This is a genomic window from Mesorhizobium vachelliae (genome assembly GCF_033977325.1).
Taxonomy (GTDB): Bacteria; Pseudomonadota; Alphaproteobacteria; order Rhizobiales; family Rhizobiaceae; genus Mesorhizobium; species Mesorhizobium vachelliae.
The window spans coordinates 76,584-100,825 of record NZ_JAVIIR010000012.1 but is presented as its reverse complement, the minus strand read 5'-3'; the positions used below and the strand labels follow the sequence as shown (position 1 = coordinate 100,825).

Sequence of the window (24,242 nt, the reverse complement as noted above, 5' to 3'; positions counted from 1 at the left end):
TTTGTTCCAACTGTTGTGTTTCAGGCGTTCACGGAGTAGCTTGAGCGCCGGGGTGAATGGGGTGAATGGGAATGGAAAAAGGTCCTTTGGCGGAGCTGTTGGCCGAACGGTTTGAGACTATGCCGCCGCAACTTCGGATCGCGGCGCGTTTTGTGCTGGATCATCCCAAGGATGTGGCGCTGATGTCGATGCGCGAGCAGGCGCAGCAGGCCGGCGTTTCGCACAGCACGATGATGCGGCTGGCGCGGTGGCTCGGCCTCGAAGGTTACGAGGACATGCGCAGTCTTTATGCGCGCGCGCTGCGTGAGACGACAGCCGGATTGCCGGCCCGACAGGGCATCGAACGGGACGGCGATGTGGGGTTCTCGACGGCAGGGGTCGTTGCCGACTCTCTCGCCGCGCAGATCTCAAGTCTTGGCGAATACGGCAACGCCATGCAATTCATCGCGGCCGCCGAGCTCGTTGCGGGATCGCGAAATGTTTTCGGCCTCGGCTTACGCTCGGCTTATCCAGTTGCGAGCCATTTCGTTGACATCATGTCGTTTGTGGCTGGAGGCGACCGCAAGGTGGTGCTTGTAGGCGAGACGGCCGGACAAGGTCTGGAGGCCCTCCGGCATGCGGGACGCGGCGATGTGCTCCTTGCTATCGGCATGTTGCCTTACGAGCGCACGACGATAGAGGTGGCACGCCAATCGGCCCGGCAGGGCGTCGGCGTGGTGGCAATCACCGACAGCAGCGTGTCGCCGCTGACCCGGATCGCACGGGAAGCGATCATCGTCACCTCGAATTCGCAATCGTTCTTCCGAAGCATGGTGCCGGCATTCGCCGCCGTCGAAATCCTGGCGGCGCTGACGGCAGCGCGCTCCGAAACGAATGCCGTGGAACGAGTGAAACAGTCGGAAGAACAGCTTGCTGCTTTCGGCATCTATTGGAAGCCCCCTCGATAACAGCGGAAGGCTGCGATCGGGGCGGGCGTGACGGCGGCCGGGCTGCCGGCAACAGTGATTTCCGGAGGTCGTCCAGATGGTTCGCCCGATAACGCTCACCAAGCCGCCCCTCCAGACGCAGAAGGTCAATGCCAACGCAGATGCCGCCCAGGTGGCACGGCTGGAGGCGCAGGCTGCGGCGCTGCGGGATCAGATCAGGCTTGCCAACAGAATGGGCGAGCGCGATTGGGCGGCACAGGCTCGCCAGGAATTGGCGCATGTAAACGCGCAATTGAGTTCTCTTCAGCCGAAGCCGGCACCGGCGACGCCGGGCGTCAATGTCGCGAACGCCGGCAATGGCACATCCGGCAATGGCACGACGGTAACTCCGGCACTCTACGTGAACACCAATCTCGCGGCGCCGGCGGTGACGCTGGTGGACCTCGATGGGAGTCCGGCCAAGGACAATCCCGCAGCAGCGAACACCGCCCGCGATATCGTCAACGACGTTACCGGAGGCAAAAGCATCGACCAGATCGCGTCTGACCGCCACATGACGCGCGAACAGGTTATCGCCGCGCTCAGGTCCGGCGGCATGACCGTGTCAGACAGCAGCACGTCGAACGGCGACACGCAGACGACGAAAATCACGGATGCCAGCGGCCGCACCGTTACGCAGTTTTATGACTACCAGCACGACAGCTACTATGCGACCGTCCAGGAACAGCCCGGCGGCGCGACAACCACCTCACCAACCCGGGATGGGCTCGGACGTAAGGAAACCACCAGCTACAATTCGGACACCGGCGCCATAACGACGCGCTATGAGGACGACCTCGGGACCGGAACCGTCACTGAGCGGACGTCATTGCCCAACGGCGCGTCGGTGGAAACGGTGACGCCGGGCGCCGGTCCTTCCCTTCCGGTAACCACGGTCACAGGTCCGGACGGCCGCAAAACCATATTGGCGCCCGCCCAGGATCCAGGCGGATCCGACACGCCGGACATCAGGCAAGGTCTTGCCGACGGAAAAAGCATCGACCAGATCGCAAAGGAAAACGGCCTCACCGACCAACAGGTGATCGCCGAACTGCAAGCCGCCGGTTATCAGGTCAAGACGACCGACAGCAGCGATGCGCAGTCGGTCGAGATCGTCGATCCGCGCACCGGCGACAAGACCGTCTACTCCCACGACTATCAGCACGACGTACGCACCGTCACCACCACGGCTGACGGCAAGCAAACCTCGCAATCAATCGATGGCAACGGAACCGAAACCACGACCGTCACCGACAAGGACGGCCGGGTGACGACGACCATCACCGAGAAGATCAATGGCGGCAAGCCTGTCGAGTACGAGGTCAAGCCGGGCGACAACCTGACCCTCATCGCGCAGCAGTATGGCGTGACGCTGGATGATCTCAGGCGCACGAATCCGGATCTTTTCAGCTCACGCCGCGATCCGGACATCATCAACCCCGGAGAAAAGGTCACCATCGAAAACGGCACGCGCACCACCGTGAAGGTCACCTTCAACGGCTATACTCTGACCACCAAGCCCGATGGCAGCTCGACGTTGCACAACAACACCACCGGCACCGACCTGCAGATCGAGGCCGGAAGCACGCAGGAGGCGCTGGCCAAAACACTGCTGGCGGTGAACCCCAACAGCAGCGATGCCAAGGAGGCAAAAGAAGGGCAGGTCGTAAAGACCTTCGTCGAAGGGTTGTTGGCGGGGGAGACCTTGCCCAGCCTGATCGACGCCGCGCAAAAAGCCGGACAGGACAAACAGGCCCTGCTCGATAAATACGGCCTGGGCACACCCATGAAGCCCAGGCTGGACGGGCAGAACAAGGTCGTCTACCCATTTGATGATCCGCCTCAGGGCAACGCGCCCTCCGGCGGGAAATGGACGCCGATGAAGGTCGACGGCGTCTGGACCTGGGTCGATCCACAGGTCGCTCAGGCCATCATCGACGAGAACGTCGCGCTGTCGCGCGTCACCGAGACGCGGGCTCTCGCGGGCCAGGGGCAGGAGCAGCTCAACGTCGATATGCTCGACCCCGCCTACAAGGATGCGGTCGATGGCGCGCAGACCATCTTGAACAAGGCACTGGCGCCTCACGGCCTGCAATGGACTCCGCAAAAGCCGAAGGGCACGCTAGCCGATGCACGCGAGCGGCTGACCAAGGCCAATACCTTGCTGCAGAACGCGCAGGATGCCGGCGGCGAATATGAGAATGCCGGGCGCGTGCTCAAGGACGCCATCGCCGGGCAGGGTCCGCTGACGCCTCTGGGCGATCCGAATGCGCCGTCAGTCAGCGCGCGGGGCACTCCCGACCTTCATCCGCGATACGACCAAGGCGTCGCCGACCACGCCGCAGTCGACAAGCTGTTTTCCGAGGTCGGCCTGCATCTGAGCAAGGGCGACAAGCTCACCGTCGACTTCCTGGTGGGACAGGCCGAACTCAACGGCGTTCCCGCGGACTCGAAGGATTACAAGGACCTCAAGGCGCTGCAGACGACGGCAGGCAGCCAGCTCGAGCTGGCTCAGGCCTACCAGGACTATTTCGACGCTCATGCCGATGCCACGCAGGTCGGCGCGCGGCAGACGGATCTCGAGCAAAAGCTGGCCAACGAATATCTTGGCGAGCAGAAGTTCAACTTTGACGAGAAGTACAATCGCATCAACGGCGATTACCTCGGACACTACAAGAACTCGACGCTCGAGATCCGCGACGGCCAGCTCTGGGTGGTCAACCATTTCGACGAAGGAACCACCGAGCAGCAGCTGACCTACAGCCTGACCGACAAGAATGTCAGGGATGAATATCGCGATCGCCAACTCAACAAGGACTGGCAGACGCTTCTGGCCGGCTACGATGCCAACGCGAAAGTCTGCACGGCAAATGGTCTGCAATCGGTGAAGGCCAGCGAGGAGCAGGCGGCCAAGAGCCTCAACGACGTCCTCGACAAGCAACTCGGCAACAGCATTGCCGACCTCAAGACCCAACTGCCGGCGCTGCAGACCAATTTCGACAATGCGCTGACGAACCACAAACCAGGAACAGTGGATGCTCCCGCGGGTACGCTGCCCGATGGCGCGCAGCCGGTCGAGATCGATGTCGGCGGGCAGAAAATCAAGGTGGCGCCGGACGTTGCCCAAAACTACGACAAGACAGGGATCGATGCGCTGACCAAGGGCGGGAAGGCGATCTGGATCGATCTTGACACGGAAGACGACGATACCAGCGGCCGCTGGGTCGATCCCGAAGTCGCGGTCGCCAAGCTCAAGCTGGGCGCCGTCAGGCTTCAGATATCGCAGGCCGAGGATCTGCGCAGGGTTGTGCAAAGCTTCAGCGACTATCACGAGCTTCGGCTCAGCGAGCCTTCGCTGCTGGCGGATGACAACACCACGATCGACAAGACCTATCTGGACAAGCATGAGCCGCAGGCGCTCGACGGCATGTATCAGCCGAAGTTCCAGCAGCTGCTGGCCAACGGCTACGACAACGAGTTCAGGCAGCAGCGTGGCGCGGCCCTCGATGCAACGGTCGCCAAGACGCTCGGCCTGGACAGTTCGACCGATGACGGCCGCGACGCGATAGAGAATGTGACGGACGAGATTCGCGACATCGGCGGCGACAACCCGTATGTGCGCAGCGTGCCGATCTTCTATGTCGACGACCAGGTCGGAACGCAGCAGGTTGCCCTCTTTGCGGTGCGCGACGGGGACGGCAACACCCGCTATGTCGATGCCACCGGCAAGAAGTTCGACGACCTCGGCGATTTCCAGGACAACAACAGCCAGTTCGGCGAGAACGGCAAGCTCGTCGTTCCCAAAAACCTGGAGATGAAGGCGGGACCCGACGGCAAGATCGCGCTTGAGGTGGTGAAGGCGCGGAACGTCTCGGTCTGGGACAAGGTCGTCGATCCGCTGGTTGGCATCGGCACCGGCATTGCCACCATCCTGTCGTTCACGCCGGCCGCGCCGGTCGCAGCACCGCTGGCCTATACAGGCGCGGCCTATCTCGGAGCCAGGGCCGTCATAAACGAGGCCAATCACCTGGATCATGGCGGCGAGTGGTACGACACCGAGTCGCTGACCAATATCGCCAGCGCCGCGACAACGGTTCTGCCCGTTGCCTCCAGCGGCCTGCGCACCATCGGCATGGCGGCGAAGAGCGAGTCATTCCTGGCAGGCCTTGCCGCCAGCCCGCGTGCCTTCGCCGGCAGCATCGGCGCGACACGGTCGAACTGGGCGTTGGCGTCCGAAACCCGCACCTACATGCAATCGACCGCCCGACTGAACAAGGCGGCGTGGGGGCTGGATGTCGGCTCGGTCATTGTCGGCGCACCTTTGCTGGCCACATCCGCCTACGACCTCGCCGCCAACGGAGACCAGATGAACGGTCTCCAGCTTGCCAACGCGCTGACGGGTCTTGGCACAGGCATCACCGGCACGGGGCTCGGCATCCACGGTTTGCGCACGCTGCGGCCAGGAACGGGCACACAGGCGCCCCCCAGCGCTCCCGGGGCCAATCCGCCGCCGGGCAATGGCGGTCCGTTTCAGCAGCCGCCCGGTGGCAAGGGACCGCGGCAGTCGCCGCCAGCACTTGGCCCCGGTCCCTCCGGGCGCCCGATGGATATCTATGAAATTGGCGCCGACGGCGTTTACAGGCCGACGGGAGAGCAGGTCTTCCATGACCCCAGCCACCCGGTGATCCCGGGAGAAGTGATCAAGACCGATGACGCCGGCGGCAATGATCCGACGGTGCCGGCGGGCCGTGATCCTGATGGCTCGACCGCCCAAGGCACGCCGCGTCCCGCCGATGGCGACCCCATCGTCGTGCCGGGTGAACCGACAGGAAAGGACACGCCGGTACGCCTGGTGTGGGATCCGCAGACACGCAGCTTTACCGGCATGCCGGATCGCGACACGAGCGGCTACGTCTACACCAGCGGCAAGGATCCGAAGACGCCGTCGGCTTATCTCGACGGCCTGAGCGCCGAGCAGCTCGTGACCCGCTATGAACAGGAGAAAGGCTACTATTCCAGCCGCGAGATGGCCGAGCGTTATGGTCCGGACGGCGTTCAGATACCGCGCACGCCGCTTCGGGAGACCTTGCCCGACTTCCGTGTCGGCGTCACCTTCCGGATGCGGCTGAACACCGGCCAGGCCTTCGGGATCGGGTCGCCGACCATCGCCGCGGTCGGCTTCGGCGTCGGCACCAAAACCGATTTCGGCATGATCGGATGGTCGATCCTCGACAGCGTCGGCCAACGCAGCCTGACGCCGGTCAAGGACGCGCTCGGTACCCAGGGCGTGGTCTCCTTCCGGGCACGGGAGTACAGAAACATAACCGGCCTTCAGGCAGGTGTCTGGCCGGTATCCAATCAGACGGCCTTCCCGGTTCGCAGCAGCGACCTGTCGGCGGCGGCGAGCAAGGCGATATTCCACGATGCCAGCGGCTACGAGGCCAAGCCCGTCGATGCCGCCATCGTCGGGATGACACCCGACGGCGAAGGCACCGTGATCGAGATGACCTACACGCCTTTGCTGAGCGGCAAGGAGGTTAGCCTCGCGCCCGGCCAGCATGATTTCTTTGGCGTGCCGGCGGAAAGCAGCTCCGGCCATGTCGCCCTGCAGGGCACGCTTCCGTTCGATCGCGTCATGACCGAGACCAAGGCCGGCATACGCCTGCCGATCGTGGCCAATCATGTCGCGGCCGTCGATCAGATGCCGCGCATCGGTTTCGAGAAGCGTCCTGAGCTGCCTGTCACCGACACGCTGCAGCCGGGCGACGTCGTGTCCACCCAGGCGTTTGACCAGATCCAGTCGGCTCTTGGCTCGACAAACCTGAAGATTCAGTTCGCCGTCAAGGACCCGGCCAAGGCATCCGAACTCATCACGGCCATCGGGCAGGGCGATGGAATCCGGTCGATCCGCGATCTCGTCAAGTCCGGCCAGATCGATCCGTCGAACACGGTCTCCCTGGTCGATGATCCGACCCTGAGCGGGCTGCGGCTTTCGGCCGTACCGGGCAAGTCGCCGACCGCGGACATTGTCTTGCTGACCGGCGAGAGGGCTCGCGTCGTCAACCCCGAGGCGATGCTGGTCGACGTCATCTTCAACGACAGCAACAGGCTGCCGGGCGCGCTGGGTTTCAATCCGGACCGGATGGTCACGTCCGCGACCTACAAAGTGAAGTCGACGCTACAGTCCTGGCTTCCGGCGCGGTTCCAACCCGAAGGGGCGCCACAGTCCCGCTACATGCCGAGCGCCGGCAACATCTACAGAAACCTCTACGGTTCCGACGGCACTCCGGCGACACGCTACACGGTTTCGTTCTCCACGCCTCCGCTGCCGGCGGGCGCGGCGTCTTACAGTGCTGAAGTAAGGTTCCAGTATAAGTCGAAGGCGGCGAAAACCGCTCCTTCGATCGCCAAGAGCGAGAACGCGACACTGACCTTCGATCGGGCCGACGGACAAAGTGAAACGCTGACGGTCCCGGCCTGGCTTGCTCACGCGGCGCAGCCTTCGCATGACGGTGCCGCAAAAGGCGTTCCGAAGGATGGCAAGGCTTCCCTGGAAAAGTTCCTCGGCGAACTGGAAAAGACGGCCAGACCCGACCAGCGCGCCGCGATGGAGCAGTTCCGGACGGAATTCGGCCCGTCGATCGTCGACGGCGGATTCATGCGCCAGGAAGTTGCCGACGGCGTGCTGACGTTCCTGTCCTCACAGGTCGGCAGCCGCCGAAGCGGCCCGATCCAGATAAGGGACGAGAACGGGCAATCCGTCACGGCCACCCGTTACGGACCGCTGCCAAAGAGCGCGGAGAACGTCTATGTGCCGCCAGCCGACGGGCCGCGCGCGCGTGGCGACGAGCCGGAGTTGATGCACAAGTCGCATATTTTGTTCCGGGATCCGGAGACGGGAGAGGCATATGTCCTGCCGTGGACGCGGGGCGCCTCCGAGGACCATGTGCCGGGCAGTCAAGGGACGCCGAAGGAAGAGGCGGCGCCGCCGCGGGCAATGCCAGCCAGGAAAGCAATCGAGGCGGCGCCGCCGACAACCTATTCGCTGCAGCAGGTCCGCAACATGCGGCAGCCCGAAAAGTGGAAGGCGGGCGAGGTTTATACGCGTGAGCTCAACGGGTCGTCTGGAGAAGCGCATTTCCCGGTCTCGGCCAACCCGGACGGCCCTCACCCCGTTAATGGCGAAGGCGGGCGATATGTGGATGCGCCGGTCTTCAAGAGCCAGGACGTGATCGAGGCGATCGAGGTCAAGACCTACCATCGCTGGACAACGATCAACGGTGTCGCGCAGATGCGCGAGGTGCCGCTGACGCCGAAACTGCAGGAGCAGATCAACAAGGATGTGGCGCTGCGGAACGAGAACCCGGGCTATCAACCGCGTTGGGTTTTCCTTGACGCGCCGCCTTCGCCCGAGTTGCAAGGCGCGCTCGACGGGGCCGGGATCATCGGCAACATCTTCGGACACAACAAACCTGCCGCCGCAGCCGCAGCACCACCATCCCAGTCTGCGACGACCAAAAGCAGTTCGGGCCGAACTATCCAGCTCGAAGACGAGAGCGGCAAAGTGATCACGGCGGCAATGCTGGGCCCTGAGCCAAGGGGACCGGAAAGGGTCTATATTCCGCCTTCCGACGGTCCGCGGGCGTGGGGCGATGCCCCGGAGGTGGCGGACAAGTCGCACATACTGGTGTACGACCCCGATACGGGCGAAGCCGTGGTGCTGCCCTGGATACGCAGCGCTTCCGACGAACATGTGCCAGGAAGCCTCGGGCGCCCGGAAGAGAACAATCAGCAAGCCAATGCCGGCGACGGCGCGGCCAACGCCGCGCGGCCCTCGCACGGTGAGGGGCAACCGGCCGCTTCGAACAATGGACCTCTCACGCGCGATGGCGTCAGGGCGACCCCGATCGATCAGGTGCCGGATCTCGTCATGGCCGATTTCCAGCCGAACCAGGTTCCATGGCTCAAGCGCGAGCAGGCGGCCGAGCTGACGGAACAGCAGTTCGGCGACATGGATCAGGCCGGTCTGCTGCCCTATCTGACCAAGAGCCAGCTGCGCGGTATCCCCAAGGCAAAGATAGGCTTTGTCAACATAGCCGGCCTCGGCGAGAAGCAGATTCCCTGGCTCACCGAGGGCCATATCCGCAATCTGACTGACCAGCAGTTCCATGACCTCGGCAAAGCCGGTTTGACGCGCCACTTGACGAGACCACAGTTGCAGGCTGTGAAAGGAGACAAGGTCGGGCTTGTCGACGCGTCGGCACTGGAAGGGCGCCAGCTTTCGTGGTTCAAGCCCGGCCAGATCTCGAAGCTCACGTCGCAGCAATACAAGGATCTGGGCGAGGCCGGATTGCTGGATAACCTGACCGAGCGCCAGGTCCCAGCCATCCCCGAAACCATGATCGGCTCCGTGGACATGGCGAAGTTCGATCCCAGGCAAGTGCCGTGGCTGACCGAGAAGCAGATCCCCCAGCTCACCCGCGAGCAATGGGGCGCCTTCACCATCCACCACACCGAGGCCCTGACCCAGCCACAGATCGAAGCGGTGACACCAAAACAGTTCGAGGAAACGAGCCCCGGCCAATTCCGCAAGTTCACGCCCGAGCAGTTCGAGTGGATGAGCGCGGACCAGACGAATGGCCTCTCCGTGCTGCAGCTGACGACCTTCCGGGCGACCCATAAAAAGGCGATGACGCCGGACCAGGCCGCCAGCGTCGATCTGGCGCTGAGCCATGCCAGGATGCGCGAGAACGCTCAGGCTCTCGCCACCTTTGGCGGCATGTCGACCACCTCTTACGTGCTGTGGAGTTCGTTGCCTCCGACCTGGACCGCCACCGCAGGAGCGGTTGCCTTTGGCGTGCGGGGCTTCGTGTTCGGCGCGCAGGCGATCTTTCCCAACGCGACGGCAAATCACAAGCCGTTCGGGCGGTTTCTCAATGCGCTCGGCGGAGCCACGTTCATTGCCGCGGCGCCAGGGGCCGCGACCGGGATGGTCCAGGGGAAGGATCTTGTCGTCAACAGCACGTTCTCGCTCGGCAACGTCGTCTATGGCACGAAGTCGATGCTGCAGTCATTCACCGGCAGGCCGGTGATCCGAAACCTGGCCGAGTATCTGGCGGGGCCTGGCTACGTGCTCGGCTGCGCCGTCTATACGCTGCACTCCTGGCCGGCCCCGATCGCCACGGTCGCCGGCACCATGTTCACGTTCGGCTGCGCGGAGTTCTGGGCGTCGGCCATAAGGACGGACCGGATGAATCGTCGTTCTGTGCCGCGGACCGACGCCGATATCGCGGCGGCGGCAAAGTCCGACAAACGATGGGCCATGGCGGATCGTTGGACCCTGGGCATCACGTTCGGCATCGGTATGTTTCTCTTCTCGCTGGACTCGCTGCTCGCCCAACCCTGGGACTCCAAACCGGCCGCCCCGCCCGATCCGAACAAGCCGGATGGCGATGCGTCGTCCCAGCAGCCTGGTGATCACCCGGATGTTCCGGACGGACCGAAGACCCCGCCCGAACATTTCCCGCAACTCGTGGTGTCGGCGGACGATGGCCTGAATTTGCGGAGCCAGCCCGAGGGCGACTCCGCCGTGGTGACGGTTCTGCGCCCCGGCACATTCGTCGAACAGACCGCAAAGCCTTCGACCGACCCGTCGGGAGAGGTCTGGATACCGGTCGAGGGTTTCGGGCCGGACGGCAAGATGCACAGCGGCTGGGCTTCCGGCGCCTATGTCGAGGTTCATCCGGAAGGCAGCAGCAATCGCGAGGGCCGCACGAACCCGACACTGGAGAAGGACGGCTATCAGTGGGTCGAGGTCAGGAACGGCGACAGCATCCGCCTGATCGCCAAGGCGCATTCAGCCGATGTGGCGGATACGGTGGTGCTCAACATGGATCATATTCTGAGCCCGGATGTGATTTTCTCCGGCGACCGCATCTACCTGCCGATCGCGTCGGCCGGCTGAGACGCTACGGGCTCAGCTCCGAGCTCGCCGGCGGCTGCGCCTTCCCGATTCTCGCGGCATATGCATGTGCGATGCAGCCGGCCAGCTTTGCCGCCCGCTCCGCTATCGGATTCGATGGTTCGGAGGAGTACGAAGCGGTGAACCGCAGGTCGGAGGGATGCCATTCGCAGTCGACGATGCGCAGGGTGCCGCCGGCCGTTTGATCTTGAACGACCTCCCTGGGGAGCGAGGCGATCCCGATCCCGTTCAACGTCATTTTGATGGCAGCGGCCAGCGAATTGGCCGGAAAGATGCGCGGCGCCGCTTCAAGCTCGCCGGTCAGCTTGCGGTAAAGTTCGCTGTAGGGCCGCGTTGTGCGCGCATAGCTGATGATTGGGAATTGCATCAGGTCATTCAGCGTCAGCTTGCCTCGGTTGGGCAGTTTCAAGGCGGGCGAGCAGACCCATACGAGCGGAAAGGATGGCAGCTCGATATTCTCGATGCTGTATTCCTGAAGCGGGCCCATCAGCACCGCAAGATCGAGCCGGTGGGACATGAGCTCGTTGCGAAGCGTCGTCGTCGTGTCGACGACGATATCGGTATCGACAAGCGGATAGTTCGCTTGCAATTCCTTGAGGAAATCAGGAAGCCAGGTGTGCACGATGGTCTCGGCGATCCCGAGCCTGAGCACTCCCGCGGTCTCCGAAAGGGAGTTTGCCGTCAACAGCAGCCGTTCGGCGACGCGCAGCACCCGTTGCGCCGGCGGCAACAGCCGTTGTCCCTCGGCGGTCAGCCTTACGGTGCTGCTCTGCCTCTCGAACAGCTTGGCGCCCAGCGCTTCCTCCAGACCGGCGATTCGAGTCGAGACAGCCGGCTGCGTCGTGTTCAGGCGTTCCGCTGCCTTTCGGAAGCTTCCGAAAGTCGCCACCAGGAGAAAGGTTTCGAGCTGCTTGATATTGAAAGGGATCACGGTTCAATGCCTAACAATAATCTGAGCGCCGATCTTCACTCGGTCATACAAGTCGATAACGTCTTCATTGGTCATTCGGATACAACCGGAGGAGTTGGCCTGCCCGACGGTCCATGGCTCATTGGTGCCATGAACGCGATAGAGCGTGTTGCCGATGTAGAGCGCCCGCGCGCCCAATGGGTTGTTCGGCCCTCCGGAGACGCGCGCGGGCAGGAAGTGGCCCTTTAATGCTTCCCTGGACCGCATTTCGGCCGGCGGCCGCCATTCCGGCCAGTCCTTCTTGCTCGAAATCGTGTCGCGACCGGACCATGCCAGCCCCTCCTTGCCGACACCGACCGCATATCGCAGTGCCTTGCCGTCTCCCAATATGTAATAGAGGCGCCGCTCCGTGGTGTTGATCACGATCGATCCCTTCGGTTGAGCCTCACCGAAATCAACGATCTCCCTCGGGATTGCCGACCATGCGGTCGGCATTCCTCCACCCGGGGCCTGGTCGGGATCGGATGGCGAGACCAGCACATTTCGAGCTTGATCGTAGCTCCAGCTTCGCGGGTCATAGCCACTGTTCGATTGACCATGCGCCGGCGCCATGGCGCCAGTCAACGTGGCAGCAATCAGAACCGATTTACCCAAGCGCCTGGTGAGACGCGGGCCGGTCAGGGCGCAGCCCGCAGGAGCACTCAAGCTCGAGAGCAGGTTTTTGTGTGCCGCCACCAAGCCGATCCCTCTCAATTCGAGCAGGAAACTGGCGACCAAGGGCCGCCGCTGCCCGATTCCAGCGCGCACCATATCGCTTTGCCCACCGTTCGCAACACTTGGAACCTAATGCGCGTAGGCAATCCAATTGGACTTCCAATTTGGAAGCGCGCGCGATAGGATGAACTCGGCGGGTAAACCATGAGACGGGCGACGCGGGCTCTCGCTCCGCGCCCTGCGATAGGACCAACGTTGACGGGACGCGGTACCTGCCATTTGGACCGGTTTTCGAGAGCCAACGCTGCCTTCTTGGCCGGCGGCCTGACGGTGATCCTGATGTTCGGCCTTGCCGCTTCGCAGGCGAATGCCGCCGAGCCACGGTGGCCCGCGGGGCCCTATAAATACATCGCCGTCGACCAGTCGGTGACGGATGCGCTCATCGAGCTTGGCCGCAACATGCGGGTGCCGATACGCGTCAGCAAGCTCGTTAAGGGACGTTTGAGCGCCGGTATGCCGGTTGGAACGGCGCGCGAATTTCTCGAAGAGATCTGCAATCGATACGGTCTGGTCTGGCATTTCGACGGTATCGTCATGAATGTCGCCACCGAAGCAGAGGTCCAGACCGAGCTGATCCCGCTCGATGCCAACACGGCCGCCGGCGCGGAAGATCGGCTTTCACGGCTGGGCGTCATCGATCCGAAGTTTCCGGTCAAGGTTTCCAGGCAGGACGACGTCGTCTCGGTATCGGGGCCGCCGTCCTATATCGAGCTCGTCAGGAAAACACTCGGAGTTCCTGCCGCGCAGGGCGGCAAACAGGAGCCCGGCAAGGTCGTTTCGGTCCGCGTATTTCGCGGAAGGCAGGCGGAGGCGCAAAGTGTCCCCTCCGGAAAACCGGCGAAGGAATAGGAGGCAGGTTCATGCAGATCGCGCCGATCGGAGCCTTGGAGGCCTCGCTGGCAAGCTTGACCAGCAGCATGGGCTCGCAACAGCAGATCACCGCCGGCGCGGCCGCGCAGCCGGGCAGTCAGATGGTGGGCGCCAAGCAGGAAAAACACGATGCGGCGAAGCTCAACGCATCTGAGCGCGGCGATGTCGCCACAGGCGCAGGCCGGCAGGTGGCGCAGGCATCGCCCGGAGCCAATCCGGCAATGGCGGGTCAATCTTCGGGATCGGAGCGGGCAGAGCCGATCGTCGAGCGCCAACTCTTTGACTATCTGGCCGAGGTGGAGAAGACCGGAGGAGGGGCAGCTGCGGATCCCTCGGCCCTGTTCGGTTCTGCTGTCCAGTCTCTGGAAGGAACCATGCAGCAGGTCCAAAAGGCTCTCGGCAAGGCGAACACGCCAGCGCAGGCCGAAACGGCCGCCACACAGGATGCCGCCCCGTCAGGCAAGGAAGCCGAAAATGCGCCGGCGAAGAATGCCCAGCAACTGCTCGAGCGATCCATTTCTGTAATGTGGGCAGCAGCCAATCTGGAGGTTGTGACTAGCAGCGTGAAGGCCGTGACGTCGTCCACCAGCACGTTGATCAAGCAACAGTAGGCGCTACGGAGTGCTCGTGCCCGAATTGTTCCTGTCGCGGCGGTCGAAGCTGTTCAATCGATGTGCCGCAGGGTGCCGCGCCACGCTCGTCGTCGCGGGCATGCTTATGCTCCAGGCCTGTTCGGTGGAACTCTATTCCAACCTCAACCAACAGCAGGCCAACGAAATCGTGGCCACGCTGATGCGTCACGGGATTGCGGCCCAGCGCGAGGCTGGCAAGGACGGCAAGATGACGGTTTCGGTGCAGAAGGGCAGCTTTGCCGAGGCCATGGCCATTCTCGACGAAAGCGGTTTGCCCAAGCAGGAGTTCCAGACGCTCGGCGACGTCTTCAAGAGGGGCGGGCTCGTGTCCTCGCCGGTGGAAGAGCGCGCAACGATGATCTATGGCCTGAGCCAGGAGCTCTCGCAGACAATCTCCGACATCGACGGCGTGCTTTCCGCGCGGGTTCACCTTGTCCTGCCGGAGAATGATCCGCTGAGACAGCAATTGGTGCCGTCGTCCGCGTCGGTATTCATCAGGCATCGCGCATCCGTGCCGATGAATGAGCTGATCCCGCAGGTCAAGATGCTGGTGGCCAAGGGCATCGCCGGACTGACCTACGACAACGTCTCCGTCACGCTCATTCCAGTCGCCGCGACAGCCCCGGAGCAGGGATCCGAGCCGGGGTTTGCAACCTTCCTTGGTCTCTGGCTGCATCCGGACAGCGTGGCGGCCGCGATGTGGCTGTTCTACGGCATGGCGGCCGCGATAGTCGCGCTGGCTGCCCGGCTGGCGTACCTGCAATGGTACCGACGGCCAGATGTCTACGCCCTCGACGCTTCCGCAATGCCCGTGAGGAAGACATGACCTCGATCGGTTCGGGGCAAGCCGCCAGCCCGGAATGGCAGGCATTCATCTCCGGCCTCGCATCCTATGCGGACGCGGCGCGGCTCGCGGAATGCTTTGGCGGTGCGATCAGCGAAGCAGCGTGCCAGCGCATGCTGCAGTCGCAACGCCTGCATGAGCGGTTGTCGAAGCTTCTGCTGGAGCACTACCGGCTCTCTCGCGCGGCTGATGAACCGTCGGATGACGTGGATCGGGCGATTGCCTTGTCGTCGGGCGGGGAACTGGAGGACCTTGCCCTTCGCTCGGGCGCGATCTACTGGGCCGGCAATCTTGCCACCGTCATTGACGGCCGCGAAGCCGATGCGTTGCAAGCGGCGCTTGGCGCGGACCTCTGCACTTTTGCGGTCGCCAACCGCGATCTAGCCGGTCCAACACGGCCGTTGCAACCGATTGAGGATATCCGCAGTCGTGTCTATGCCGATGGTTTGAGCTGCCTTGGCGGATGGTGCCAGGCAATGCCTGGCGAGACAGGTGCGCGCGTCCGCATCAAGCTCATGCCGCACGAATTCGTCGACCGGACCGCCGAGCCGTTCATCGAGGCCGGTCCTGCAATTGTGCGGCGAGCGATGGGCTAGCGCAGTGGCCGAAGCGGATACCGCGACCGTTGAAATGCCAAGGCGCCCCAATGCCCGCATCCTGCGCGCCGCTGAGGCTCGGGCCTGGCAGGATGGATATGCATTTCTCGATGCGGCAAGGCGTGATGCTCAGCAAATGCGCGAAGCCGCCCGACGCGCCTACGCAGCCGAATACGCGCAGGGTTATGAGGACGGCAAGGCGCAAGGCGACGCGGATGCCAGCCGGCTGATAAGCGAAGCGGCGGTCAAGGTGGATCGATATCTTGGTGGGCTCGAAGCCGAAGTCACTGGGCTCGCCCTCGAGGTCGTCAGGCGAATTCTGGGGGAATTCGACGTCGGCGCGCTTGTGGCCAAGGCAGCCAGACAGGCCGTGACCGAAATTCGCCGCGCCAGATATCTGAAAATCCGCGTCCATCCCGCTTCCGTGGACAGGGTTCGCGAGGAGCTCGACGCGGTCTTGCGCAAGAGCGATCTGGGCATGATGGTTGAAATCGATGCGGATGATGCGCTGGCACCGGCTGCTTGCATCCTTTCGACCGATATCGCCGTCATTGACGCCAGCATTGACGCGCAGCTCGATGCCATCGCCGCCGCAATCCGGTCAAAGGCCGAGGCGCCGGCATGACAGATCCCGCCATCGATATCGAAAGCCGTCTGGCGTCCATCATCCCAAATCTCCGTTCCGGCCTTCGTGACGATTCAAGCCGCCCCCGCAAAGGACGTGTGCGGCGGGTGACCGGAACGGTCATTCATGCGACCGTCGAGGAAGTCAGGATCGGCGAGATATGCGAGCTGGTCGACCCCAGAACCGGCAGGACGACCAAGGCGGAAGTCGTGGGCCTCATGGATGAGATGGCCGTCCTTGTTCCACTGGGCGATCTGACCGGTCTTTCGAGCCTGACCGAGGTCGTTGCGACCGGCAGGGACCAGCTGGTGCCCGTCGGGCCCGGTCTTCTGGGCCGGGTGATCAGCGCGTTCGGTGAGCCCTTGGATGGCAAGCCGCTTTCGCCGGACGGCATTGCCGGCAGCTATCCGGTCGATGCCTATCCGCCATCCCCGCTGGAACGCAGTCTGATTTCCGAGCCGATTCAGCTCGGAATCCGCGCTCTCGATGGGCTGCTCACCTGCGCGCGCGGGCAGCGCGTCGGTATCTTCGGCGAGCCAGGCGTCGGCAAGTCCATCCTGCTTTCCGATATCGTCAGCGGCACCGACGCCGATGTTGCCGTGGTCGCTCTGGTCGGCGAGCGTGGGCGCGAGGTGCGCGAATTCCTCGAGCACCAGCTTGGATCGGAGGGGCGCGAGCGGGCGATCGTCGTCGTCGCGACTTCGGACCGGCCCGCTATCGAGCGCGTCAAGGCCGCCTATGTAGCGACAAGCATAGCCGAATTTTTTCGGGACCAGGGCAAGCATGTGCTGCTTGCGATGGACAACATAACGCGGTTTGCACGTGCGCAGCGCGAGATCGGCTTGGCTTCGGGCGAGCCGCCGACGCGTCGTGGTTTCCCGTCTTCGCTGTTTGCCGTCCTGCCGCGTCTGCTCGAGCGCTCTGGACCCGGTCGTATCGGGTCCATCACCAGCCTTTACAGCGTTCTCCTGGAAGGCGACGGCACGCTGGATCCGGTCGCCGAGGAAATCCAGGCGCTGCTCGACGGCCACGTCTTCCTGTCGAGTGAGCTGGCGCAACGCAACCATTTCCCTGCCATCGACGTCCTGCGCAGTCGAAGCCGTCTGATGGATGCCGTTGTGCCGTCCACGCATCGTGCCGACGCCGGCCGTTTGCGCGAACTGCTCGCCCGCTATGCCGACATCGAACTGCTCCTGCGCGTCGGCGAGTACGAAAAGGGCAACGATGCCGCGGCGGACGAGGCGGTGGCGAAGATCGATGCCATCAACGCATTCCTGCGTCAGCCGTCCGCAGCACGCGAGACGATGGACAGGACACGCCAACGCATGCGGGAGATCGTCAATGAAGGAGCGTGACATGATCGCTCGACTGCGCGACCTCAGACGCCGCCGCGAGGAGCGCGCGCAGGAAGAGGTGATCAGAAGGCGCGCCGCCGCCAACCAGGCCGCAAGGGAAGTTCAGGAGGCGGCCGACGCCGTCGCGGAACACCTCCAGCGCACGATTAATGCCGAAGATGCGGCCTTCGCTGCGCTGGTTGGGCAGCCGGCGAATGCTGCCAGCCTCCATCGGCTTCAGCGGCGGTTCGAGGTTGCCGCCAGGAAGACAGGGCAGTTGCGGGAAGGCGAGAAGATGGCTGGCATCGCCGAGCAGCGCCGGAAAGTCGAGTTGTCTGCAGCCCGCAATGACCACCGCGCGAGCATGAAGGCCGTGACCAGGCTGGACAGGCTGTCGGAGCAATTGGCCAGACGCAAAGCGGGTCGTCGCCTGGCCTTCGCCGAGCTTTCCGAGGAAGAGGAGCGCGGTCAGCCGCGCCTATCCACAGAACGATAGCCCAATCCGTGATCGATATGGATGTGATGCCCCAGGACTTCGCGCCGGCAAGAACGAAAGCGCGGGCAAAGCCAGCGAAACGCGCGGCAGCACGCTCGAGCAGCGGAGAGCGGCTGACGTTGGAAACAGTAGCGTTCGCGGATGTCGGTGCTTTGAACGCCTTCTACCGCCGCCGCGCTGCCGCGCAGATCACGATTGCCGGGAAGACCATGGCGATCGCGGCCGCTTGGCCGGGGCTGAATGCCGCGAACCAGCCGCTATGCGCCGTTGGTTTCACCGTCGGGGACATGGCCGGGCAATTGCGCCTGCCGCTTTCTGTTGTCGAGCGAGGTCTCGCCAGGGTCGAAGGAGCGGTCGACATGAAACGGCTCGCGCCCGCTCACGCTGCGCTTCTGTTGGAAGCCACGTTCGAAGACGATCTCGAATGGATCGAGGACAGGCTGGACGAGAGGATCGCGATCACCTCGCTGGCACCAGGAGATGCCGTTTCGGGTGAAACTCCATTTGCTTTCGTCCTGACCAGCAAGGATGAGAGCATAGGCTGCGTCTTGACGACGAATGATGCCGGTCTGCCGGCGCGGATTGGCCGCCTTCTCGACGAGCTCGACAAAACAAGGCCGCCGGTCCCGGCCGAATTTCCGCTGCCGGTCTGCCTTTGGCGCGGCCCGGTTGCGATCACCCTTGGCGAGCTTCAAAGCCTGCAGGCCGACGATGTGGTGCTTTTCGACGATACGGCGGAAGAGCGCGCGGCGGCGCTCATCATTGCCGAGCGCCTTTTTGCGCCGGTGGCCCTGACCGCCGCTGGCCCGCAATTGCTTGCCGCGCCGACTGCAATCGCTGGCTCGAATTGGGAGTGGACCATGAACCAGAACACGTCGCCGCCGGGCACCTTGGAAGAGTCGACTTTGGACGATTTGTCGGTCGCCCTGGCCTTCGAGATCGGCCGCACGGCAATGCCTCTCGGAGAAGTAAGGCAGCTTGCGCCCGGCGCCATTGTTTCGCTCGCCGATGTAGCCGAGGCGACTGTCGACATCCTGGCCAACGGCAGGCGTGTCGGTCGCGGCGAGATCGTGCGGATCGGACAAAGCCTGGGCGTGCGGATCGTGCGCATGTTCGACAATGCTTGATAACTCGCCCAACCTGCTTGGAATTCTGATCGCCGTCGGTGTGGTTGGACTGCTGCCGCTGGCGGTCGTCACGATGACGGGCTTCCTGAAGATCTCGGTCGTGCTGTTTCTCATCCGCAACGCGCTTGGCGTTCAGCAGATGCCGCCCAATCTGGTGCTCTATGGCATAGCGCTCGTGCTGACGGTCTATGTCACCACGCCATTGCTGAGCGAAATGTCGAGCCGGCTTCAGGAAGGGCAGGTGCAGTTCCAGACGACGGATGACCTTGCCAGGGCAGCACAACTGGTCAGGGAGCCGTTGCAGCGCCACCTCATGAAGTTCACCCAGCGGCAGGAGCGACAATTCTTTCTTGATGGAACGAATCGCCTTTGGCCGGAGCAGGCGCGGCAGAACCTCAAGGATGACGATCTGTCGATCCTTGTCCCTGCCTTTGTCGCATCCGAGCTTACCCGTGCCTTCGAGATCGGCTTCCTGCTTTATCTGCCTTTCCTGATCATCGATATCGTTGTTGCGAACGTGCTGATGACGCTCGGCATGATCATGGTTTCGCCAGTCCTTATTTCGATCCCGCTGAAACTGTTCCTTTTCGTCGCCATAGACGGCTGGTCGCGGCTGATGCACGGCCTCATCCTGAGCTACTCGTGACGCTACCGGGGTTCTCGCATGAGTAATGATTTCATCCTGGCGAAGGTCCAAGGCGCGCTTCTAACGGTCTTGCTGGCCTCCAGCCCGGCCATCATCGCGGCGCTGGCCGTTGGCGTGCTCGTCGGTCTTGCCCAGGCGCTGACCCAGATTCAGGATCAGTCGTTGCCGCAGACCATCAAGCTCGTCGTGATCATGCTGGTCATCATCGTCTTTGGGCCGCTGCTTGGCCAGCAGATCGCGCAGCAGGCGTCGACAGCGCTGGACGAGTTTCCCGTCGTCACCCGTTGAGATACGAGAATGCCGGCCGAACCGCTCTTCACCTCGGTCAAAGAGCTTCAATTCTATCTGCTCGCAGGCGCTTTCTCACTCGCGCGCATGACCGGGTTCATGCTGCTCATGCCGCTTTTTTCGCGTGTGCCGCTGTCAGGGTTTCTGCGTAGTGGTGTGGCGTTGGCGTTGGCGGTTCCGGTCTTCCCGATGATCGTGAACAAGCTGACGACTACCGATCTGCCGACGACGATGATCGTGCTGTACATGCTGAAGGAGGTCGTGGTCGGGGTAACACTCGGGCTGGCGATGGGCATACCGTTCTGGGCGGCGGAAGCGGCGGGCGATATCCTGGATCTGCAGCGCGGCTCCTCGATGGGTTCGCTGATCGACCCGATGATGACCCATGAGACGGGTGCCACCGGCACCTTGCTCGCCATCATCATGGTCACGATCTACCTTGCAGCCGGCGGCCTGCAGCTTTCGTTGACCAGTCTCTACGACAGCTATGGCCTTTGGCCGATCGACCGACTTCTGCCTTTGTTCAGCAAGGACGCGGCTGGAATCTTTCTCGATCTGCTGAACCGCATCCTGGTGATGGCGCTGACCCTCGTTTTCCCGCTCATCATCAGCATGCTCTTGTCCGACATTGTGCTGGCCTTCCTGGCGCGTGCCTCGCCGCACCTGAATGTTTTTGCGCTTTCGCTGGTCGTCAAGACATTGGTCTTCAGCCTCGTCTTCGTCCTCTACGCGGCTTTCCTGCTTTCTTACATGAACCGCGATCTCGGCTTTCTGCACGAGGCAGGCCGGCAGATTGAAGCGATCGGATGCCGCGACTGTCAGTGAGAGTCAGTATGTCTATGCAAAAGTGCTAATAGTTTATATTTTGCCGCATAATCAATAAATACAATTTATCGAAGAGAAAAGATTCTGGTGATTTGACAATCGGCTAGCTCACCGATGATCTTAAAGTCTTTCGCGGACTTGCATATTTCTGGAAGCCATGCCTCGCCAAATCACTTCATTGTTCTATGACAATTTGCGGCTAGTCGATGCAGATAAACTGCGGAGGCTGGTTAGGGCAGGGGCCTATGAAGGGCGCACAGGGGGGCTGGCGCTGGGCAAGCTCCAAGCCAACGTCGTGATTGTGCCTCGTCGCTTTGCCGGGGATTTCCACCAGTTTTGCGTCCGCAACCCTAAAGCCTGCCCATTGGTGGGGGTAAGCCGCGCCGGCAGCCCATTGCTTCCAGGGCTGGGCGATATCGATATCCGAACCGATGCTCCGCAATACAATATCTACCACTTTGGGCAGGTGATCCGTCAGAGGACAGATATCATCGACCTTTGGCGGGACGATTTTGCCGCCTTCGCGCTCGGCAGTGCGCTTACCGTCGAAGCGGCCCTCGTGGAAAAAGGCGTCAAACTTCGCAGTGTCGGCTGCGGCAAGGCTCTCCCAAAATTTCGGACCAAAATCATGACGCGCGCCGCAGGACCTTTTGGCGGCGAAATGATCGTCTCCATGCGTCCCATAAGACGGTGTGACGTCGACAAGGTTCGCGCCCTCACCGCACGCTTCCCGCTTGCCCATGGATCTCCCATCCATGTCGGAGAGCCTTCGATTATCGGAGTAAGGGATCTGATGGCTCCCGACTGGGGCGACGCGATCGAAGTCGTGGAGGGGGACGTCCCGGTGTTCTGGGCCAGCAGCCTGACCGCGCAAGATGCGCTTGCCCGAGCCGAACTCGCGATCTCGATCACGGTATCGCCAGGCCATATGTTGATCACCGACGTCGACGCGAATGCGGACGCGGGCACCTTCAGGGTTTGATACGGTTCCGGCTTCCGGCGATACCATTATCGTCATCTTCGGCAGTTGATGACCAGGTACTGATGGCCGGGACATGCTGGTAGCATCCGTCCGCTTTTCGCCAGGGGCGCCAACGTCACTCGCAGGAGCCTGCCTATGACCTGGTCGCGGCCTAGGACGCGCGTCGCGGACGACACTTCCATCTGTTCGGCGAATTCGAGAACCTCTTCTCCTGCATCGATCAGCCGGTAGCCGGTGGGGTGGGGGTTCGAACATCTGCGCCCCGAGACGCTCCTCTAGCTGGGCGATGCGTCGCAGCACTGTAGAGTGGTTCATATCGAGACGTTCGGCACCGGCCTGGACTAAGCCGCCGCGTGAGCGGTTTTCCGTCCGGAATTGCATAAAAACAAAGAGATAGTGTGTTTCGCCGTTCTCATGAAACGGTGAAACGCACTAGGCGAGCGACGTCTGGCGCACGAAATGCGTGGATGAAACCGCGTTCATCGGCAAACGGACCGGGACGAAGTCAACACCGCGCACCGCGCTGGGGATCTCGTCCGACATCGGTTCCCGTCCAACTGGCCGTTGCGCCGGATCGGCGACGGGAACCGTCGAGAGCAGCTTGCGCGTATAAGGGTGCTGCGGGTTGCCGAAGACAGATCGGCGGTCACCGATCTCCACGATTTCGCCCAAATACATGACGGCAACGCGATGCGCGATGCGCTCGACCACGGCCATGTCATGGCTGATGAACAGAATGGCGATGCCCATATCGCGCTGGAGATCCATCAGCAGGTTGATGACCTGGGCCTGGATCGTCACGTCGAGCGAGGCGACCGCCTCATCCGCGATGAGCAGGCGCGGGTCGAGCGCCAATGCCCTGGCGATGCAGATGCGCTGCCGTTGACCGCCCGAGAAGGCATGGGGGTAGCGTTCGAGATGTTCTGGCGGCAGATGCACTTTGGCCAGCAGATCCGCTGCCCGCTTACGCAACTCACCGCCCCGCGCGATGCGGTGGACGCGCATCGGATCCGCCAGGGCCTGCCCGATCGTCATACGCGGATTAAGCGAGGAGAACGGGTCCTGGAAGACCATCTGCACCTCGCGCCGAAAGCCCGCGAGCATCGCCCGTCCCGCGCCGATGATCTCGTGGCCGTCGTAGCGGATGGAGCCGGACAGGGGCCTGTCCAATTGCATGATACTGCGCGCCACGGTCGACTTGCCGCATCCCGATTCTCCCACCAAGGCCAGCGTTTCACCGGCGAAAATATCGAAGGAAACGCCCTCTACCGCGTGGACCCGGCCGGTGATGCCGCCAAGGACGCCGCCCTTCAGATCGAAACGCGTGACCAGATCGCGAACCTCGACCAGAGGCTTCCTGTCTGTGGAGAGCGGTCCGCTCATGCTGAAATCTCCGGCTGCGAGGCTTCGGCATTGTAGATGACGAGTGGGAATTTCTCTGGCGCATCCTTGTCGGCCATGCTCCCCAGCCGCGGCACCGCCGAGATCAGAGCGCGCGTATAGCGGTGTCGGGGATCAGCGAAAATCTGGTTCACGGTGCCCGATTCGACGATCTCGCCCTTCAGCATGACGCAGACGCGGTCGGCGATTTCCGCGACGACGCCCATGTCATGGGTGATGAAAAGAACAGACATGCCGATCTCACGCTGCAGGGCGCGGACAAGGTCCAGGATTTGCGCCTGGATGGTGACGTCGAGCGCTGTGGTCGGTTCGTCGAGGATCATCAGCGAGGGGCGGCACGCCAACGCTATCGCGATCATGACGCGCTGGCGCATGCCGCCTGAAAGCTGGTGCGGGTACTGGTCTAGCCGCCGGGCGGCATCCGGCACGCGCACCAGCTGCAGCACATTCAGCGCGATGTCGCGCGCCTCGCGCGGCGATTTGCCTTGGTGTCGCGTCACCACTTCGGCAATCTGGTCGCCGACGGTGAACACCGGATTGAGGCTCGACATCGGATCCTGGAACACGATCGAGAACTCGAAACCGCGAAGCCCCTCCATGCGCTTTTCCGAAAGCTTCGCCAGATCAACCACGCCGCCATCCTTGAGCCTCATCAGGATACGCCCGCCCGTGATCCTGGCGCCGTCGTATTCGGTCAGGCGCATCACTGTCATGGCGGTCACGGATTTGCCCGAGCCGGATTCGCCGACCAAGGCCAGCGTCTCACCGCGCTTGATCTGGAACGACACGCCTTGAACTGCTCGCACCGCCTTCGCCGCTCTTGAGCCGAAGCAGACTTCAAGGTTCTCGACCGATAGTATCACGTCGTCGGGGAGGCTCGCGGTGGCGGCGGATTTGACGGTCAAGAAACACTCCGGGCGCGTTCGAGCACGATCAACGGCATCG

Annotated in this window: 18 protein-coding genes and 1 pseudogene; 14 read left to right on the top strand and 5 right to left on the bottom strand. The window is 62.8% G+C overall.

Features of this window, described 5'->3' with window-relative positions; genetic code table 11:
• Nucleotides 1-71 precede the first annotated feature (71 nt).
• On the top strand, nucleotides 72-947 hold the full coding sequence (locus tag RFM41_RS23610) for a MurR/RpiR family transcriptional regulator (RefSeq protein ID WP_320251562.1): 876 nt from the start codon (nucleotides 72-74) through the stop codon (nucleotides 945-947).
• 76 nt (nucleotides 948-1,023) lie between these two features.
• Nucleotides 1,024-10,929, top strand: coding sequence for a LysM peptidoglycan-binding domain-containing protein (locus RFM41_RS23605; protein ID WP_320251560.1), 9,906 nt, complete (start codon nucleotides 1,024-1,026; stop codon nucleotides 10,927-10,929).
• Nucleotides 10,930-10,933: 4 nt separating this feature from the next.
• On the opposite strand, the gene RFM41_RS23600 is transcribed toward RFM41_RS23605, so the two are convergent.
• Nucleotides 10,934-11,878 (bottom strand): LysR family transcriptional regulator, encoded by a 945-nt coding sequence (locus RFM41_RS23600; RefSeq protein WP_320251558.1) that lies wholly within the window; start codon nucleotides 11,876-11,878, stop codon nucleotides 10,934-10,936.
• Nucleotides 11,879-11,881: 3 nt separating this feature from the next.
• Nucleotides 11,882-12,634 (bottom strand): L,D-transpeptidase, encoded by a 753-nt coding sequence (locus RFM41_RS23595; protein ID WP_320251556.1) that lies wholly within the window; start codon nucleotides 12,632-12,634, stop codon nucleotides 11,882-11,884.
• 249 nt (nucleotides 12,635-12,883) lie between these two features.
• Here RFM41_RS23595 and RFM41_RS23590 point away from each other — a divergent pair, with 249 nt between their 5' ends.
• The 12 genes from RFM41_RS23590 (at nucleotide 12,884) to RFM41_RS23535 (ending at nucleotide 21,896) form a co-directional block, all read left to right on the top strand.
• Entirely contained in the window at nucleotides 12,884-13,480 is a 597-nt protein-coding gene (locus RFM41_RS23590) for a type III secretion protein (RefSeq protein ID WP_320251554.1), read from the top strand.
• 11 nt (nucleotides 13,481-13,491) lie between these two features.
• Nucleotides 13,492-14,112 (top strand): hypothetical protein, encoded by a 621-nt coding sequence (locus tag RFM41_RS23585; RefSeq protein ID WP_320251552.1) that lies wholly within the window; start codon nucleotides 13,492-13,494, stop codon nucleotides 14,110-14,112.
• A 16-nt stretch (nucleotides 14,113-14,128) separates the two neighbouring features.
• Nucleotides 14,129-14,959: a type III secretion system inner membrane ring lipoprotein SctJ gene (sctJ, locus tag RFM41_RS23580; protein ID WP_320251550.1), complete on the top strand. Its 831-nt coding sequence runs from the start codon at nucleotides 14,129-14,131 to the stop codon at nucleotides 14,957-14,959.
• Nucleotides 14,956-15,573: a SctK family type III secretion system sorting platform protein gene (locus tag RFM41_RS23575; RefSeq protein ID WP_320251549.1), complete on the top strand. Its 618-nt coding sequence runs from the start codon at nucleotides 14,956-14,958 to the stop codon at nucleotides 15,571-15,573. The genes sctJ and RFM41_RS23575 overlap by 4 nt, the downstream gene beginning before the upstream one ends.
• Nucleotides 15,574-15,577: 4 nt before the next feature.
• Nucleotides 15,578-16,198, top strand: a complete 621-nt coding sequence (gene sctL / locus RFM41_RS23570) for a type III secretion system stator protein SctL (RefSeq protein WP_320251547.1) — start codon at nucleotides 15,578-15,580, stop codon at nucleotides 16,196-16,198.
• Nucleotides 16,195-17,553: a FliI/YscN family ATPase gene (locus RFM41_RS23565; RefSeq protein ID WP_320251545.1), complete on the top strand. Its 1,359-nt coding sequence runs from the start codon at nucleotides 16,195-16,197 to the stop codon at nucleotides 17,551-17,553. The genes sctL and RFM41_RS23565 overlap by 4 nt, the downstream gene beginning before the upstream one ends.
• Nucleotides 17,540-18,028, top strand: a complete 489-nt coding sequence (locus RFM41_RS23560; RefSeq protein WP_320251544.1) for a hypothetical protein — start codon at nucleotides 17,540-17,542, stop codon at nucleotides 18,026-18,028. The genes RFM41_RS23565 and RFM41_RS23560 overlap by 14 nt, the downstream gene beginning before the upstream one ends.
• Nucleotides 18,029-18,147: 119 nt before the next feature.
• Nucleotides 18,148-19,155: a type III secretion system cytoplasmic ring protein SctQ gene (gene sctQ / locus RFM41_RS23555; RefSeq protein ID WP_320251543.1), complete on the top strand. Its 1,008-nt coding sequence runs from the start codon at nucleotides 18,148-18,150 to the stop codon at nucleotides 19,153-19,155.
• Entirely contained in the window at nucleotides 19,148-19,801 is a 654-nt protein-coding gene (sctR, locus tag RFM41_RS23550) for a type III secretion system export apparatus subunit SctR (RefSeq protein WP_320251542.1), read from the top strand. The genes sctQ and sctR overlap by 8 nt, the downstream gene beginning before the upstream one ends.
• A gap of 18 nt (nucleotides 19,802-19,819) precedes the next feature.
• Nucleotides 19,820-20,089, top strand: a complete 270-nt coding sequence (locus tag RFM41_RS23545) for an EscS/YscS/HrcS family type III secretion system export apparatus protein (RefSeq protein WP_112097534.1) — start codon at nucleotides 19,820-19,822, stop codon at nucleotides 20,087-20,089.
• Nucleotides 20,090-20,098: 9 nt separating this feature from the next.
• Nucleotides 20,099-20,914 (top strand): type III secretion system export apparatus subunit SctT, encoded by an 816-nt coding sequence (gene sctT / locus RFM41_RS23540; protein WP_320251538.1) that lies wholly within the window; start codon nucleotides 20,099-20,101, stop codon nucleotides 20,912-20,914.
• A gap of 157 nt (nucleotides 20,915-21,071) precedes the next feature.
• Nucleotides 21,072-21,896, top strand: coding sequence for a D-glutamate cyclase family protein (locus RFM41_RS23535; protein WP_320251536.1), 825 nt, complete (start codon nucleotides 21,072-21,074; stop codon nucleotides 21,894-21,896).
• 100 nt (nucleotides 21,897-21,996) lie between these two features.
• Here RFM41_RS23535 and RFM41_RS23530 read toward each other — a convergent pair.
• From RFM41_RS23530 to RFM41_RS23520, 3 genes and pseudogenes are all read right to left on the bottom strand, one after another.
• Nucleotides 21,997-22,277, bottom strand: a pseudogene (locus tag RFM41_RS23530) (LysR family transcriptional regulator); the annotation flags it as partial.
• Between the two features lie 51 nt (nucleotides 22,278-22,328).
• Nucleotides 22,329-23,279 carry an ABC transporter ATP-binding protein gene (locus tag RFM41_RS23525; RefSeq protein ID WP_320251534.1) on the bottom strand — a complete coding sequence of 317 codons (951 nt, stop codon included), beginning with the start codon at nucleotides 23,277-23,279 and terminating at the stop codon, nucleotides 22,329-22,331.
• Nucleotides 23,276-24,202, bottom strand: coding sequence for an ABC transporter ATP-binding protein (locus RFM41_RS23520; protein ID WP_320251532.1), 927 nt, complete (start codon nucleotides 24,200-24,202; stop codon nucleotides 23,276-23,278). The genes RFM41_RS23525 and RFM41_RS23520 overlap by 4 nt, the downstream gene beginning before the upstream one ends.
• Between the last annotated feature and the right edge of the window lie 40 nt (nucleotides 24,203-24,242).

What these genes read in the sequence shown, in the direction of transcription:
- RFM41_RS23610 (WP_320251562.1), top strand. Translation starts at nt 72, where the DNA reads ATGGAAAAAGGTCCTTTGGCGGAGCTGTTGGCCGAACGGTTTGAGACT.
- RFM41_RS23605 (WP_320251560.1), top strand. Translation starts at nt 1,024, where the DNA reads ATGGTTCGCCCGATAACGCTCACCAAGCCGCCCCTCCAGACGCAGAAG.
- RFM41_RS23585 (WP_320251552.1), top strand. Translation starts at nt 13,492, where the DNA reads ATGCAGATCGCGCCGATCGGAGCCTTGGAGGCCTCGCTGGCAAGCTTG.
- RFM41_RS23575 (WP_320251549.1), top strand. Translation starts at nt 14,956, where the DNA reads ATGACCTCGATCGGTTCGGGGCAAGCCGCCAGCCCGGAATGGCAGGCA.
- RFM41_RS23565 (WP_320251545.1), top strand. Translation starts at nt 16,195, where the DNA reads ATGACAGATCCCGCCATCGATATCGAAAGCCGTCTGGCGTCCATCATC.
- RFM41_RS23560 (WP_320251544.1), top strand. Translation starts at nt 17,540, where the DNA reads ATGAAGGAGCGTGACATGATCGCTCGACTGCGCGACCTCAGACGCCGC.
- sctR (WP_320251542.1), top strand. Translation starts at nt 19,148, where the DNA reads ATGCTTGATAACTCGCCCAACCTGCTTGGAATTCTGATCGCCGTCGGT.
- RFM41_RS23545 (WP_112097534.1), top strand. Translation starts at nt 19,820, where the DNA reads ATGAGTAATGATTTCATCCTGGCGAAGGTCCAAGGCGCGCTTCTAACG.
- sctT (WP_320251538.1), top strand. Translation starts at nt 20,099, where the DNA reads ATGCCGGCCGAACCGCTCTTCACCTCGGTCAAAGAGCTTCAATTCTAT.
- RFM41_RS23535 (WP_320251536.1), top strand. Translation starts at nt 21,072, where the DNA reads ATGCCTCGCCAAATCACTTCATTGTTCTATGACAATTTGCGGCTAGTC.
- RFM41_RS23525 (WP_320251534.1), bottom strand. Translation starts at nt 23,279, where the DNA reads ATGAGCGGACCGCTCTCCACAGACAGGAAGCCTCTGGTCGAGGTTCGC.